Below are 15,075 nucleotides of genomic sequence, written 5' to 3'. Positions count from 1 at the left end.
TGGGATAATTGCGCAATTGTTTGTATTTTCGCTGATCCGACAGCACCAACATGACTCAAGACGAATTAAAGGCCGAAGTGGGCCGCGCTGCGCTGCAATATGTGGTGGCCGGTGAGATTGTAGGCGTGGGCACCGGCTCCACGGTGAACAAGTTCATCGACGCACTGGCCAGCATCAAGGACCAGATTCCGGGCGCTGTCTCCAGCTCCGTGGCCAGCACCGAGCGCCTGCAGGCGTTGGGCATTAAGGTGTTCGACGCCAATGAAGTGAGCAATCTGGCCGTGTATATCGACGGCGCTGACGAGATCGATCACCAAGGCTATATGGTCAAAGGCGGCGGCGCGGCACTGACGCGAGAGAAGATCGTCGCCTCGCTGGCTGAGCGCTTTGTCTGCATTGCCGATGCCTCCAAGCGTGTGCAGACCCTGGGCCAGTTCCCGCTGCCGGTCGAGGTGATCCCGATGGCTGCCGCACAAATTGCCCGCCGCTTTGCCGCCAAGGGTGGTAAAGCCACGTTGCGCCTCAAAGACGGCCAGCCGCTGGTGACCGACAACGGCCAGCACATTCTGGATGTGACCGGCCTGGCTATCACCGACCCGCTGGCCTTTGAATCCGAAGTCAACCAATGGGCAGGCGTCATCACTGTCGGCGTGTTCGCGCACCAAAAAGCTGCCGTGTGCTTGCTGGGCACCGAGCAAGGCGTGCAGACGCTCGAATTCTGAGCATTCCCCATCCTGTGCCAAGAGGCGACTGCGGTCGCCTTTTTTGTTGCGCAAAAGTTGCAGGGCCGGGGTTTGGGCCTGCCTTCTCTTAAGATGGTTGCCAGCCTGCGGTGCTGCCGGAGGGTGGCATCTCAGCGCTCTTGCCGATAAGACATAACAGGAGAGAAGCATGAAGACGCACTACGCAAAATGGCTGGGGGTGCCAGCGCTGGTCTTGCTTTTGAGCGCTTGCAGTGGCGAGCCTTCCGAAGGCGATATGCGTGCCGCCGTGGAGAAAGAGGTGGTTGAGGCCAATAAGGCCACGGCCATGCTGGGCGCTGATATGAAGACCAAGCTGCACTCTTTCAAAAAGGTGGGATGCAAGGCCGATGGCGACAACGCTTACCGCTGCGATGTAGAGATGGATATGGAGGCGCCGCTGGTCGGGCGCAAGAAAGTGGTGGCACCGATGCGCTTTGTCAAAGGCTCGGATGGCTGGGTAGCGACCAACCGATAACATTCTTTGGGCCGGCAGATTGCCCGCCCTGAACGCAAAAAAGCCCGGTCGCAGTCTCTGCGCCGGGCGTTGTTTTTTGTGCAGGCAGTTTGCTGAGCTGGCGTTGGCCAGCAGGCGTGCTCAGAAGACGATGCCGGTCGGGTTGTCTGGTGTGACACGTTGCGGTGCCAGCGGTTCGCTGCTGGGTGCTTCGCTGGCGGCAGCCGGTTGTGCCTGGGCTGCAGCAGCCGGTTTGACGACCTTGGGGATCAGTGGCACGGCGGCCGCTTGGCGGTAGCTGGCAGGCAATTGCGACTTGGCCGGGTAGCCGGCGGCATCGAGGTACGAGCTCCAATCGTTTTCGCTGAAGCCGCTCAGGTGCTGGCCGCCGAGCGTGGCAAATGGGATGGTGCCGTCGGCATTGATCTTTTGCAGTGCCTTGATTTCGTCGTTGGATGTGACGGTTTTCTCGGCAAAGGGCACGCCCCGGCTTTGCAGGTAGTTGCGTGCGTTTTCGCAGGCGCTGCAGTTTTTGCCGGTGTAGAGCGTCACCGGGTATTTGCCGGCGGCTTGCTTGAGCTCCAGCGGCAAGCCTGCCAGATTGGGGCCGGCGGGCGCCGCAGCGCTGGCGGCGGAGACGGTTTGCGAAGGGGTATCTGCCGTGGGCGCACGGTCAGAGAAGGTGACTTTGCCATCCGGGCCGACGATGCGGTAGACCTGTTGCGCACCGGCCTGGCTGGCGGCGCAGGCCAGCAATGCAGATGCAAGCACGCTGGCGAAAGCTTTGATTGGCATGGATTTCCCTCGTTTTGCTTGGCTGTTTCCTTGCGCATTATGCCCAAAACAAAGGCCCCTGAGCTGCGCGCCCGGTGCGCAGCTCAGGGGCCGATTCAGTCTGGCTTGCGCCGTGTCAAGCGGCGACAGCTTCCGGTGCCATGCCTTGGTGGCGCAGCAAAGCGTCCAGTTGCGGCTCACGGCCGCGGAAGGCCTTGAACGACTCCATGGCCGGGCGGCTGCCACCGGCTTCCAAAATGGCTTGCAGGTAGCGCTGGCCTACCTCGGCATCCACCACATCGGTGCTGCCCTTGGCCTTGGCAGCTTCTTCAAAGCCGGCAAAGGCGTCGGCCGACAGCACTTCCGCCCACTTGTAGCTGTAGTAGCCAGCGGCGTAGCCACCGGCAAAGATGTGGGTGAAGGTGTTGGGCGTGCGGCTGAAGGCCGGTTGCGGCAGCACGGCCACTTGTTGGCGCACGTCGCGCAGCACGTCGTAAATGCTGGTGGCGCTGATGTTGTTGCCCGACAACTCGGTGTGGATGCGCATGTCGAACAGCGCAAACTCGATCTGGCGCAGCGTCTGCATGCCCGATTGGAAGTTCTTGGCGGCAATCATCTTGTCGTACAGCGCACGCGGCAGCGGCTCGCCGGTATCGACATGGGCGGTCATGTGGCTGAGCACTTCCCATTCCCAGCAGAAGTTTTCCATGAACTGGCTGGGCAGCTCCACCGCGTCCCATTCCACGCCGCTGATGCCGGAGACATCGCGCTCGTTCACCTGGGTGAGCATGTGGTGCAGGCCGTGGCCGGTTTCGTGGAAGAGGGTGATCACGTCGTCGTGCGTGAGCAGCGGCGGCTTGCCATCCACGCCGGCAGCAAAGTTGCACACCAGGTGGGCAATGGGGGTTTGCAGCTGGCCGTTGTCCGGGCGCAGCCAGCGCGTGCGCACATCGTCCATCCAGGCGCCGCCGCGCTTGCCGTTGCGGGCGGGCGGATCCAGGTAGAACTGGCCGACCAGCTCGCCTTTGCGCTCTATACGGTAGAACTCTACTGCCGGGTTCCAGACCGGTGCCTCGTCGCGCTTGATCTGCACGCCAAACAGGGTTTCAACAATGCGGAACAGGCCGGCCAGCACCTTGGGCGCAGGGAAATATTGCTTGAGCTCTTGCTCGCTGAAAGCGTAGCGCGCTTCCTTCAGGTGCTCGCCAATGTAGCCCCAATCCCAGGCCTGCGGATCGGCCAGGCCCAGCTCGGTCTTGGCGTAATCGCGCAGGTCTTGCACGTCTTTGGCGCCAAAGGGCTTGGCCTTGCCGGCCAGCTCTTGCAGAAAGTCGATCACTTGCTGCGAGGATTGCGCCATCTTGGGGGCTACCGACAGCTCGCCAAAATTGGCGTAACCGAGCAGCTGCGCTTCTTGCTCGCGCATTTTCAGGATGTCGACCATCAGCGGCGTGTTGTCGAGTTCGGCATTGCCAAATTCGCTGGCACGCGTGGTGTAAGCGCGGTAGAGCATTTCACGCAACGCGCTGCTCTTGGCAAACTGCATCACCGGCAGGTAGCAGGGGAACTTGAGCGTGAGCTTGTAGCCTTGCTTGCCATCGGCCTCAGCGCCGGCTTTGGCGGCAGCCACCACATCGGCGGGCACGCCGTCCAGCTCTTCGAGCGTGACGTAGTAGGCGAACTGGTCGGTGGCGTCCATCGCGTTTTCGCTGAACTTCTGGCAGGCGAGGGCGCTTTTCTCTTGCAGCTCGGCGTATTGCTCGCGGGCTGCGCCTTGCAGCTCAGCACCACCAAGCACAAAGTTGCGAATGGCGTTGTCCCAGGCCTGCTTTTGCTCGGCGTTGAGCGTGGCCGGGTCAATGGCTTTGTATTTGGCGTACAGCGCTTCGTCGGCGCCCAGCTGCGTCCAGAACGCGGTCACCTTGGGCATTTCGGCGTTGTAGGCGGCACGCAGCTCGGGCGTATCTGCCACCGAGTTGAGGTGGCCCACCATCCCCCAGGCACGGCCGAGCTTTTCGGTGGCCACATCCAGCACCTGGGCGATGGCCGTCCATTGCGCGGGAAACTCGGGTGCTGTGACGGTTTTCAGCGCGGCCTCGCTCTCGGCCAGCAACTGGTCGATGGCGGGCGCGATATGGTCGGGTTGAACCTGGTCAAAGCGGGGCAGGCCGCTGAAGTCGAGCAAAGGATTGGTCATGGTGCTGTTCATATGGGGCTGGGAGCCTCGCAATCAATACATTATTGGCACAAGGACTGAAAGCATGCTGACAGCCGGGCCATTCCCCAAATTGAAGCACAAAAAAAGCTGCTGGTGCTCGCCGAACAAGCACCAACAGCTATGGGTTTGATAGTTGTTGAAAATAGCGCCGGGCTGTAGCGCCCGGCAAGCTATAGCTATCAGACGCTATCAGGCGCGCTCGGCCGACTCCAGCGTGTTGACCATGAGCATGGTGATGGTCATCGGGCCCACGCCGCCGGGCACGGGGGTGATGTAGCCAGCCACCTCTTTGACGCCGTCAAAATCCACGTCGCCGCAGAGCTTGCCTTCGGCATTGCGGTTCATACCCACGTCAATTACCACGGCGCCGGGCTTGACCATGTCGGCCGTCAGCACATTGACCTTGCCCACGGCGGCCACCACGATGTCGGCTTGGCGCGTCATGGCACCCAGATCGGCCGTGCCGCTGTGGCAGACGGTGACGGTGGCGTTGGCGGCCAGCAGCATCATCGCCATGGGCTTGCCCACGATATTGGAGCGGCCGATGACCACGGCGTGCTTGCCACGCAGGTCTTTCATGCCGATGGATTCGAGCATCTTCATGCAGCCGTAGGGCGTGCAAGCCTTGAAGCCGACTTCGCCCACCATCAGCGCGCCGGCGCTGGCCACGTGGAAACCGTCCACGTCTTTCTTGGGCGAGATGGCTTCGATGACCTTGTGGTCGTCAATGTGCTTGGGCAGAGGCAGCTGCACCAGAATGCCGTGGATGCTGGGGTCGTTGTTGAGCGCTTCGACGCGGGCCAGCAGCTCGGCCTCGGTCATGCTGGCGTCGTACTTTTCCAGCACCGAATGGAAGCCGCATTCCTCGCAGCTCTTGACCTTGTTGCGCACATAGACCTGGCTGGCCTGGTTGTCGCCCACCAGGATCACGGCGAGGCCGGGGACGATGCCCTGGGCTTTGAGCTTGTCGGCGCGGGCCTTGACATCAGCGCGCAGTTGCTGGGAAAGGGCCTTGCCATCGATCAGTTGTGCAGTCATGTGGAAATCCAGATTTACCAAAAGAAAATGCGCCGTACCGCAGAGGTACAGCGCATTCAGCTATGAAAAGCGTAGTGTTTGTGCGGGCGGAAAGGCCGCTAATTTATCACGAGGCCTTGGCCGCAGCGTTGGAGCCGAGCGCAATCTTGAGCAGGTCGGCCACGGTATTAGCGCCCAGCTTTTCCATGATGTTGGCGCGGTGCGCCTCCACGGTCTTGATGCTGATGCCCAGATCGTCGGCGATCTGCTTGTTCAGGCGGCCAGCGACAATGCGCTCGAGCACCTGCGATTCGCGGCCGGTGAGCTTGGCCAGCAGGGCGTCGCGGCTGGCCGCTTGCTGGTGGCCGGCAAAAGCGTCGCGGGCCTTGTCGAGCATGCGCTCGACCAGGGTGTCCAGCTGGGCTTCGTCAAAAGGCTTCTGGATGAAATCCAGTGCGCCTTTTTTCATCGTGTCGACCGCCATCGGCACGTCGCCGTGGCCGGTGATGAAGACGATGGGCAGTGGTGATTTGTTTTCGATCAGGCGGTCTTGCAGCTCCAGGCCGCTCATGCCACCCATGCGGATGTCGACGATCAGGCAAGCAACTTCGCGGGCGTCGTAGCGAGCCAGAAACGACTCGGCCGAATCAAAGCAGCGTACGCGGTAATCCTTGCCCTCCAGCAGCCATTGCAGCGAATCTCGGACTGCTTCGTCGTCATCCACTACGTAGACCGTGCCCTTCTTCGGGATCAAGCTCATGCACAATTCCTTCTAATCAGTATTGTTTGCTATCGCGCTGGCGATTCAGCCGCAGCCGGGCGGCTTATGCCACCGGTAGCCAGAAGCTGAACTTACAACCCGTCACCTCGCTGCCATTGTAGAGGTTCTCTGCCTGCATGCGGCCGTGGTGAGACTCCACAATCGAGCGACACAGATTCAGGCCAATGCCCATGCCTTCGCTCTTGGTAGAGAAGAAAGCTTGAAACAATTTGTCCAGAACCTCGGGGGACAGACCGCGCCCTGTGTCTTGCACGGAAAACTCTATCACATCCGCGCCCTCGATCTTGCGTGGAACCACACGCAACTCCACCATACGCTGGTGCGGCGGTCTTTCTGCATTGGCAATAGACTCCGCACTGTTCTTCATCAAATTTATTAATACTTGCTCGATAAGAATGCTATCGACATGGATCTGCGGCAGTCGCGCGGCTACGTGGTGCGACAAGCGCACGTTGTGGCGTTTGAGCTCGATCGAGCCCAGCTCCACCGCTTCGCTGACGATGTCGCTCACATCGGCCAACGTGCGGTTGGGCTCGCTGCGTTTGACGAAGGAGCGGATGCGGTGAATCACCTGGCCGGCGCGCTGGGCCTGGTGGGCGGTTTTCTCCAGTGCGCCTAGCAATGCCTCTTCGCTGAGATTGCCGCTTTTTTGCCGCGAGATCATGCCGTTGCAGTAGTTGCTGATGGCTGACAGCGGCTGGTTGAGCTCGTGCGCCACGCTCGATGCCATTTCGCCCATGGTGACCAGGCGGCTCACGGTGGCGGCTTTCTCGGCCTGGCGGGCGGCTTGCTCTTCGGCCTGGCGGCGCTGCGTGATGTCGGTGGCAATCACCATTTGCGCCAGGCGCCCGTCCACCCAGTTGAGGTAGCGTGAGCGCACTTCCAGCCATTTGCCCAGCTCGGGGATGTAGATTTCGGCATTGCCGCTGACAGCGGTGGTGATCTCGTCGCTGGGCAGGCCCATCAGGCCGTCTTCGTCGTCCATGCTGGACGAGGCATTGCTGGTAGGCAGCACGCCCGCTTGCGCCACCAATTGCAGATGGCCGACAGTTTGCGAGCCGAACCATTGGCGGTAGAGCTTGTTGGCAAACAGCAGCTCGGCGCTGCCCAGCGGCGCGACCGATACCGATGCGTCCAGCGCTTCCAGCACGATGGTGAAGCGCTCGTAAGACAGCGACAACTGCTCGCGGATGCGGTTGGGCTCGGTGATGTCGGTCATCGAGGTCATCCAGCCGGTCTGGCGGCCGTGGCCGTCGATCAGCGGCGATACATACAGCCGCGCTTCAAACGTGGTGCCGTTCTTGCGCTTGACGCGCATCTGGAAACCGCCGGGGAAGACCTTGCCGCTCATCTCGTCGATCAGCATGTCGTGGTAGGTGCTCTGGTCGCCCTCGGGCCAATAAGGGTAGGGCGGCATCTTGCCGACCAGCTCGTCCTCGCTCCAGCCCGTCATCTGGCAGAAAGCGGCGTTCACGTAGGTGATGCGGCCTTGCAGATCGAGCGCACGCATGCCGGTGAGCACGCTGTTTTCCATGGCGCGGCGGAAGTTGGTTTCGCCCAGCAAAGCCTCTTGGGCGCGAATGCGCTTGCGCGTGTGGCGCCAGGTGGCCACCAGCAGCCAGGCGGTCATGAAGCTCAGCACACACACCAGCCAGAACAGGCCGTTGCTGACCAAGCCGAGCGAGGTGTGGTAAGCCTGCGCCTTGAGCTTGAGGCTGTTGCCCACAGGGGCTACTGGCATCTCATACTCATTGGGCACAGCGCGCCAAGGCAGCAGGCGCTCGGCGGCGGCGCGGCGTGGCAGCGGCGTGCCGGCAATGCTGGTGCCGTTGCCGTCTTCCAGCGTTACCGCGTAGCGCGCCAGAATCTCGGTAGGCGTGGCATAGCGCAAGAGGTTGTCAATGGAGAACTCGGCCAGCAGCACGCCACCGAAGCGGCCTTTCTGGCTGACCGGCACTTGCAGCAGCAGCATGGGCGCCGTCTCTTTGGTGGCCAGCGGCTGCGAGTAAACGGGTTGCTGCAGATCGCGCGCAGTATCGAACAGGTTGACCAGTTCTTTTTTCTGGATCACCTCGTCCACCGTGAGCAGGTCTTCCGAGGCCACGCTGGGCCCGAACTGCGTGGCCCGCACCTGGCGCTTGGCGTCAATCCAGGTCAGCGCCTGCAGCTCGGCGTACTGGCTGATCATGGTGTCGGCGCGGTCGTTGAAGCCGTTTTTGTCGATGTCCTGGTTGCTCACATCGCGGGCCAGGCGCATCAGCTGCTCTTGCCGCTCTGACAAGCGCAGGCGAATACGCTGTTGGGCGTACTCCACATCGCGGCGCATGGCTTCGCGCTCGCGCTCCAGCTCCTCGGTGCGCAAATACCAAAATGCTGCGACGATGGCGATGAAGAACATGACCACCGCCACCAGCGGTGCAATCGATGCATAACGATCCTGTCGCGCTGGCGACAAGCCGCGCCACCAGTTCTGCCACAACAACACCAGTTGCGGTTTGTCTTTGGGCGTTTTTGGAGGGGCGGCGTCGGTCGGATTCATGCCGGGCAGTTTAGTCGAGGAAGGCGGTTTTCCGACTGAAAAGGGCTCATTTTTGCTGCACCGCAAAACCGCAAACGCGCATGGATTGTGCGTTTGCAGCATTTTTTCATAATATAAAATTCAAAATCGCTATTTGAAATTAGCAAAAAATGTGCGAAACTCTGGCACAGTCATTCGTAGCAGTTCACATGAAGGAGACGCGCAATATGTCCGAGCCATCCGAACAAAAGCCCGCCAACGGCAACCCCCGAACCGACGACCAGGAAACCCGAGAGTGGATGGACGCGCTGTCCGCGGTGATTGACCGCGAAGGCGCCGACTATGCGCACTCGCTGATCGAGCAATTGCTTGAGCACGCCCGCCAGAACAGCGTGGACATGCCTTTCTCGGCCAACACCGGCTACGTCAACACCATCGAGCCCGATCAGGAAGCCCGCAGCCCCGGCAACCTGCATTTTGAAGGCCGTCTGCGCGCCTACATGCGCTGGAACGCCATGGCCATGGTCGTCAAGGCTAACCGCATTCATCCGCCAGAAGGTGGCGATCTGGGTGGCCACATCGGCTCCTTCGCCTCGCTGGCCAACATGTTTGGCGCCGGCTTCAACCACTTCTGGCACGCCGAGAGCGAGAACCACGGCGGCGACTGTCTCTACATCCAAGGCCACGTGTCGCCCGGCATTTACGCCCGCGCTTACCTCGAAGGCCGCATCACCGAAGAGCAGCTGCTGAACTTCCGCCAAGAGGTCGATGGCAAGGGTCTGTCCAGCTATCCGCACCCCAAGCTGATGCCCAATTTCTGGCAGTTCCCCACGGTGTCGATGGGTCTGGGCCCGATCATGGCGATCTACCAGGCACGCTTCTTGAAGTACCTGCACGCCCGCGGCATTGCCAACACCGAAAACCGCAAGGTCTGGGTGTTCTGCGGCGACGGTGAAATGGACGAAGTTGAGTCGCTGGGCGCCATCGGCCTGGCCGCGCGCGAAAACCTCGACAACCTGGTTTTCGTCATCAACTGCAACCTGCAGCGTCTGGACGGCCCGGTGCGCGGCAACGGCAAGATCATCCAAGAGCTGGAAGGTGAATTCCGCGGCTCGGGCTGGAACGTGATCAAGCTGATCTGGGGCAAGGGCTGGGACGCACTGCTGGCCAAGGACCACGACGGCGCGCTCAAGAAAATCATGATGGAGTGCAACGACGGCGACTACCAGGCCTTCAAGGCCAACGACGGTGCCTACGTGCGCAAGCATTTCTTCGGCCGCGATCCACGCACTTTGAAGATGGTCGAAAACATGACCGACGACGAGATCTGGGATCTGCGCCGCGGTGGCCACGACGCGCAAAAGGTCTACGCCGCTTTTGCCGCTGCCAACAGCCACAAGGGCCAACCCACGGTGCTGCTGGTCAAGACCGTCAAGGGCTTTGGCATGGGCAAGGTCGGCGAAGGCAAGAACAACGTCCACCAGACCAAAAAGCTGAGCGACGAAGACATCAAGTACATCCGCGACCGCTTCAACATCCCGATCCCGGACAGCCAGATCGCCGACATCCCGTTCTACAAGCCGGCTGACGACACGCCCGAGATGAAGTACCTGCACGAGCGCCGCAAGGCCTTGGGCGGTTACCTGCCGCACCGCCGCGAAAAGGCCGACGAGCAGTTCACCGTGCCGCCGCTCGACACCTTCAAGGCCGTGCTCGAAGCCACGCCCGAAGGCCGCGAAATCTCGACCACGCAAGCCTATGTGCGTTTCCTGACGCAGCTGCTGCGCGACAAAGAGATTGGCCCACGCGTGGTGCCCATCTTGGTGGACGAAGCCCGTACCTTTGGTATGGAAGGCCTGTTCCGCCAGATCGGTATCTACAACCCGCACGGCCAGCAGTACACGCCTGTCGACAAAGACCAGGTCATGTACTACAAGGAAGACACCAAGGGCCAGATCCTGCAAGAAGGCATCAACGAAGCGGGCGGCATGTCCAGCTGGATTGCTGCGGCTACCAGCTACAGCCACAGCAACCGCATCATGATCCCGTTCTACATCTACTACTCGATGTTCGGCTTCCAGCGCATTGGCGATCTGGCCTGGGCAGCGGGTGATTTGCAGGCACGCGGCTTCTTGCTCGGCGGCACCTCGGGCCGTACCACGCTGAACGGCGAAGGCCTGCAGCACGAAGATGGCCACAGCCACATCCTGGCTGGCACCATCCCCAACTGCATCAGCTACGACCCGACCTTTGCCCACGAAGTGGCGGTGATCATGCACGAAGGCCTGCGCCGCATGGTGCAGAACCAGGAAAACGTCTTCTACTACCTGACGCTGCTGAACGAAAACTACGCCATGCCTGGCCTGACGGCCGGTACCGAAGAGAAGATCTTGAAGGGCATGTACCTGTGCAAGGCAGGCGGCGCGGGCGAACAGCGCGTGCAACTGCTGGGCTCGGGCACCATCCTGCGCGAATCCTTCTTCGCCCAAGAGTTGCTGGCCCAAGACTGGGGCATTGCGGCCGACGTGTGGAGCTGCCCTTCGTTCAACGAACTCACCCGCGACGGCCAAGACGCCGAGCGCTGGAACATGCTGCACCCGACCGAAACAGCCAAGGTGCCGTTCGTGACCCAGTCGCTGGCCGAAAGCACCGGCCCGATCGTGGCCTCGACCGACTACATGAAGTCGTACGCCGAGCAGATCCGTCCGTTCATCCCCGCTGGCCGCACTTACAAGGTGCTGGGCACAGACGGTTTTGGCCGCTCGGACTTCCGCCGCAAGCTGCGCGAGCACTTCGAGATCGACCGCCACTACATCGTGGTGGCCACGCTCAAGGCGCTGGCCGACGAAGGCAAGCTGCCCGCACAAAAGGTGGCGGACGCCATCGCCAAGTACGGCATCCAGGCCGACAAGATCAACCCGCTGTACGCCTGATAGGACCGAGGAGACCAAACAATGGCATTGATTGACATTCAAGTCCCCGATATTGGCGACTTTGCAGAAGTGGGCGTGATCGAGTTGCTCGTCAAACCGGGCGACACCGTGGCCAAAGACCAATCGCTGATCACCGTCGAATCCGACAAGGCCTCGATGGAAATCCCCTCCAGCCACGCTGGCGTGGTCAAGGAAATCGTCGTCAAAATCGGTGACAAAGTGGCCGAAGGCAGCGTCATCGTCAAGCTCGAAGCCGCTGGCGATGCAGCCGCTCCCGCACCGGCCGCACAAGCTCCGGCTGCTGCGGCACCGGTGCCTGCACCTGCGCCAGCTGCTGCCGCTCCGGTGGCCGCCGCTGCGCCTGTGGCCATGGACATCAAGATCCCCGACATTGGCGATTTCAAGGACGTAGCCGTCATCGAAATCCTGGTGAAGGTGGGCGACAGCGTGAGCGCTGAGCAGTCGCTGTTTACCGTCGAATCCGACAAGGCCTCGATGGAAATCCCATCGCCTGCCGCTGGCACCATCAGCGCGCTGACGCTGAAGGTCGGCGACAAGGTGAACGTGGGCGACGTGGTCGGCCAGATGAGCGCACAAGGCGCTGCTGGTGCCGCGCCTGCGGCTTCTGCACCTGCGCCGGCAGCAGCCCCTGCGGTTGCCGATGCGCCAGCTCCTGTGTCCGCACCTGCTGCAGCTCCAGTGGCCGCGAGCGCTGCCGTACCCGCACACAACCCAACCGTTCCTCCATCGGGCAACCTGCCTTATGCATCGCCTTCGGTGCGCAAGTTCGCTCGCGAGCTGGGCGTGCCGCTGGAAGAAGTCAAGGGCACTGGCAACAAGGGCCGCATCACGGCAGACGACGTGCAAGCCTTTACCAAGCAGGTGATGGCGGGCGCGCTGCAAACCAAGGCCCAGGCCGCCGTGGCACCCAAGGGTGGTTCGGGCGCGGGTCTGGATCTGCTGCCGTGGCCGAAGGTCGACTTTGCCAAGTTCGGCCCGGTCGAGCGCAAGGATCTCTCGCGCATCAAGAAAATCTCGGGCGCCAATCTGCACCGCAACTGGGTCATGATCCCGCACGTCACCAACAACGACGAAGCGGACATCACCGATCTGGAAGCCTTCCGCGTCTCCACCAACAAGGAGAACGAGAAGAGCGGCATCAAGGTCACCATGCTGGCTTTCGTCATCAAGGCCCTGGTCGCTGCGCTCAAGAAGTTCCCCGAGTTCAACACCTCGCTGGACGGCGACACCCTGGTCTACAAGCAGTACTTCAACATCGGCTTTGCGGCAGACACGCCCAACGGCTTGGTGGTACCCGTGCTCAAGGATGCCGACAAAAAAGGCATCATGCAGATCAGCCAGGAAATGGGTGAGCTGGCCAAAAAGGCCCGCGACGGCAAGCTTGGCGCTGCCGACATGAGCGGTGGTTGCATCTCCATCTCGTCGCTCGGCGGCATTGGTGGCACGCACTTCACCCCGATTGTGAATGCGCCCGAAGTCGCGATTCTGGGCCTGTCCAAGGGCCAGATGAAGCCGGTGTGGGACGGCAAGCAATTCGTGCCACGCCTGATGCTGCCGCTGTCGCTGTCGTACGACCACCGCGTCATCGACGGTGCGGCTGCTGCACGCTTCAACGCCTTTGTTGGCCAGGTGCTGGCGGATTACCGCCGCATCATTCTGTGATCGAAGGGAGCTTTATCCATGGCAATCATTGATATCAAGGTTCCCGATATCGGCGACTTCAAGGACGTCGGCGTCATCGAACTGCTTGTCAAACCGGGCGACACGGTGGCGGTCGACCAGTCGCTGTTGACGGTCGAAAGCGACAAGGCCTCGATGGAAATCCCGTCGAGCCACGCTGGCGTCGTCAAAGAGATCAAGGTCAAAGTGGGTGACAAGGTCAACCAGGGCGACGTGATCATCTCGGTGGACAGTGCTGATGCTGCATCTGCTGCAGCCCCCGCAGCAGCGCCCGCCAACGCTCCGGCGCCGGCTGCTGCTCCTGTTGCGGCACCCGTTGCTGCAGCGCCTGCGCCTGTGGCCAGCAACTTCAGCAGCACGGTCGATATGGACTGCGACGTGGTCGTGCTCGGCGGTGGCCCTGGCGGCTACTCGGCAGCATTCCGCGCGGCCGATCTGGGCTTGAAGGTCGTCATCGTCGAGCGCTACAAAACGCTCGGCGGCGTGTGCCTGAACGTGGGTTGCATCCCCTCCAAGGCTCTGCTGCACGTGGCAGCGGTGATGGACGAGGTGGCTCACCTCGAAGTGGCCGGCGTCAAGTTTGGCGCGCCCGAGGTCAACATCGACCAACTGCGCGGCCACAAAGAGAAGGTCATCGGCAAGCTGACCACCGGCCTGGGCGGCATGGCCAAAATGCGCAAGGTCACCATCTTGCGCGGCTACGGCAACTTTGTCTCGGCCAACCATATCGAGGTGGAAGAAACCACCGGCGACGGCCAAGACAAAACCGGCAGCAAAAAGGTGGTGCAGTTCAAGAACGCCATCATCGCTGCGGGCTCGCAAGCCGTACACCTGCCATTCATGCCCAAGGATGAACGCGTGGTTGATTCGACCGGCGCGCTCGATCTGAAGGCCGTGCCCAAGCGCATGCTGATCTTGGGCGGCGGCATCATCGGCCTGGAAATGGGTACGGTGTATTCCACGCTTGGCGCTCGTCTGGACGTGGTCGAAATGATGGACGGCCTGATGCAGGGGGCGGACCGCGACCTCGTGAAGGTCTGGCAGAAGATGAACGCGCCGCGCTTCGACAACATCATGGTCAACACCAAGACCGTGGCGGCCGAAGCAACGCCCGAAGGCATAAAGGTCACCTTCGAGCCGGCGAAAGAGGGCGTCACCGTACCCGAGCCGCAGACCTACGATCTGGTCTTGCAAGCTGTGGGCCGCACGCCCAACGGCAAGAAGATTGGCGCTGAAAAGGCCGGCGTTTCGGTAACGGACCGCGGCTTCATCAACGTCGATATCCAGATGCGCACCAACGTGCCGCACATCTTCGCGATTGGCGACATCGTTGGCCAACCGATGCTGGCCCACAAGGCCGTGCACGAAGCGCATGTGGCTGCTGAAGTCATCGCCGGTGAACTGCAAGGCAACAAGGAACTGCAAGCCAGCGCCTTCAACGCCCGCGTGATCCCCAGCGTGGCCTATACCGATCCGGAAGTGGCTTGGGTGGGTCTCACCGAAGACCAGGCCAAGGCGCAAGGCATCAAGGTCAAGAAGGGCATGTTCCCTTGGGCAGCCTCCGGCCGCGCCATTGCCAACGGCCGCGACGAAGGCTTCACCAAGCTGCTGTTCGATGATTCGCCTGAGGCGCACGGCCACGGCCGCATCCTGGGCGGCGGCATTGTCGGCACGCATGCTGGCGACATGATCGGCGAAATCGCTCTGGCGATTGAGATGGGTGCAGACACGGTCGATATCGGCAAGACCATCCACCCACACCCCACGCTGGGCGAAAGCATCGGCATGGCGGCAGAAGTGGCGCACGGCTCTTGCACCGACGTGCCACCCGCGCGCAAGTAAGCATAGCCAGCAAGCGTCGCTGCTTGCTCCAACCAAAGGCAGCCTGCGGGCTGCCTTTTTCATGCTCTGGTGGCAAGATGAAATGGCGCAATTG

Annotated in this window: 10 protein-coding genes; 5 read left to right on the top strand and 5 right to left on the bottom strand. The window is 61.5% G+C overall.

From position 1 onward, the window contains the following. Positions 1–50: 50 nt before the first annotated feature. Both rpiA and ACFIQF_RS02670 read left to right on the top strand, forming a co-directional pair. Positions 51–722 carry a ribose-5-phosphate isomerase RpiA gene (gene rpiA / locus ACFIQF_RS02675; RefSeq protein WP_393939802.1) on the top strand — a complete coding sequence of 224 codons (672 nt, stop codon included), beginning with the start codon at positions 51–53 and terminating at the stop codon, positions 720–722. 169 nt (positions 723–891) lie between these two features. After that, complete coding sequence (locus ACFIQF_RS02670) at positions 892–1,218, top strand: hypothetical protein (RefSeq protein ID WP_393939800.1); 327 nt, start codon at positions 892–894, stop codon at positions 1,216–1,218. A 120-nt stretch (positions 1,219–1,338) separates the two neighbouring features. Here ACFIQF_RS02670 and ACFIQF_RS02665 read toward each other — a convergent pair whose 3' ends face one another. The 5 genes from ACFIQF_RS02665 to ACFIQF_RS02645 form a co-directional block, all read right to left on the bottom strand. Next, on the bottom strand, positions 1,339–1,992 hold the full coding sequence (locus tag ACFIQF_RS02665; RefSeq protein WP_393939798.1) for a glutaredoxin family protein: 654 nt from the start codon (positions 1,990–1,992) through the stop codon (positions 1,339–1,341). A gap of 115 nt (positions 1,993–2,107) precedes the next feature. After that, positions 2,108–4,168, bottom strand: a complete 2,061-nt coding sequence (locus ACFIQF_RS02660) for a M3 family metallopeptidase (protein WP_393939797.1) — start codon at positions 4,166–4,168, stop codon at positions 2,108–2,110. A gap of 210 nt (positions 4,169–4,378) precedes the next feature. After that, entirely contained in the window at positions 4,379–5,227 is an 849-nt protein-coding gene (gene folD / locus ACFIQF_RS02655) for a bifunctional methylenetetrahydrofolate dehydrogenase/methenyltetrahydrofolate cyclohydrolase FolD (RefSeq protein WP_393939795.1), read from the bottom strand. Positions 5,228–5,333: 106 nt separating this feature from the next. Then, a complete protein-coding gene (locus tag ACFIQF_RS02650; protein WP_393939793.1) occupies positions 5,334–5,966 on the bottom strand; it encodes a response regulator transcription factor in 633 nt (210 codons plus the stop codon). Between the two features lie 64 nt (positions 5,967–6,030). Then, positions 6,031–8,526, bottom strand: coding sequence for a PAS domain S-box protein (locus ACFIQF_RS02645; RefSeq protein ID WP_393939791.1), 2,496 nt, complete (start codon positions 8,524–8,526; stop codon positions 6,031–6,033). Positions 8,527–8,732: 206 nt separating this feature from the next. On the opposite strand from ACFIQF_RS02645, the gene aceE reads away from it, so the two are divergent. The 3 genes from aceE to lpdA are packed head-to-tail and all read left to right on the top strand — an operon-like array spanning position 8,733 to position 14,981. Beyond that, positions 8,733–11,438 carry a pyruvate dehydrogenase (acetyl-transferring), homodimeric type gene (gene aceE / locus ACFIQF_RS02640; protein WP_393939790.1) on the top strand — a complete coding sequence of 902 codons (2,706 nt, stop codon included), beginning with the start codon at positions 8,733–8,735 and terminating at the stop codon, positions 11,436–11,438. Between the two features lie 21 nt (positions 11,439–11,459). Continuing rightward, positions 11,460–13,121: a dihydrolipoyllysine-residue acetyltransferase gene (gene aceF / locus ACFIQF_RS02635; RefSeq protein ID WP_393939788.1), complete on the top strand. Its 1,662-nt coding sequence runs from the start codon at positions 11,460–11,462 to the stop codon at positions 13,119–13,121. A gap of 18 nt (positions 13,122–13,139) precedes the next feature. Beyond that, a complete protein-coding gene (gene lpdA, locus ACFIQF_RS02630) occupies positions 13,140–14,981 on the top strand; it encodes a dihydrolipoyl dehydrogenase (protein ID WP_393939786.1) in 1,842 nt (613 codons plus the stop codon). The last annotated feature ends 94 nt before the right edge of the window (positions 14,982–15,075 follow it).

Source organism: Comamonas trifloxystrobinivorans (assembly GCF_043359985.1).
Lineage (GTDB): Bacteria > Pseudomonadota > Gammaproteobacteria > Burkholderiales > Burkholderiaceae_C > Comamonas > Comamonas trifloxystrobinivorans.
This window is presented reverse-complemented; position numbering and strand designations above follow the sequence as displayed.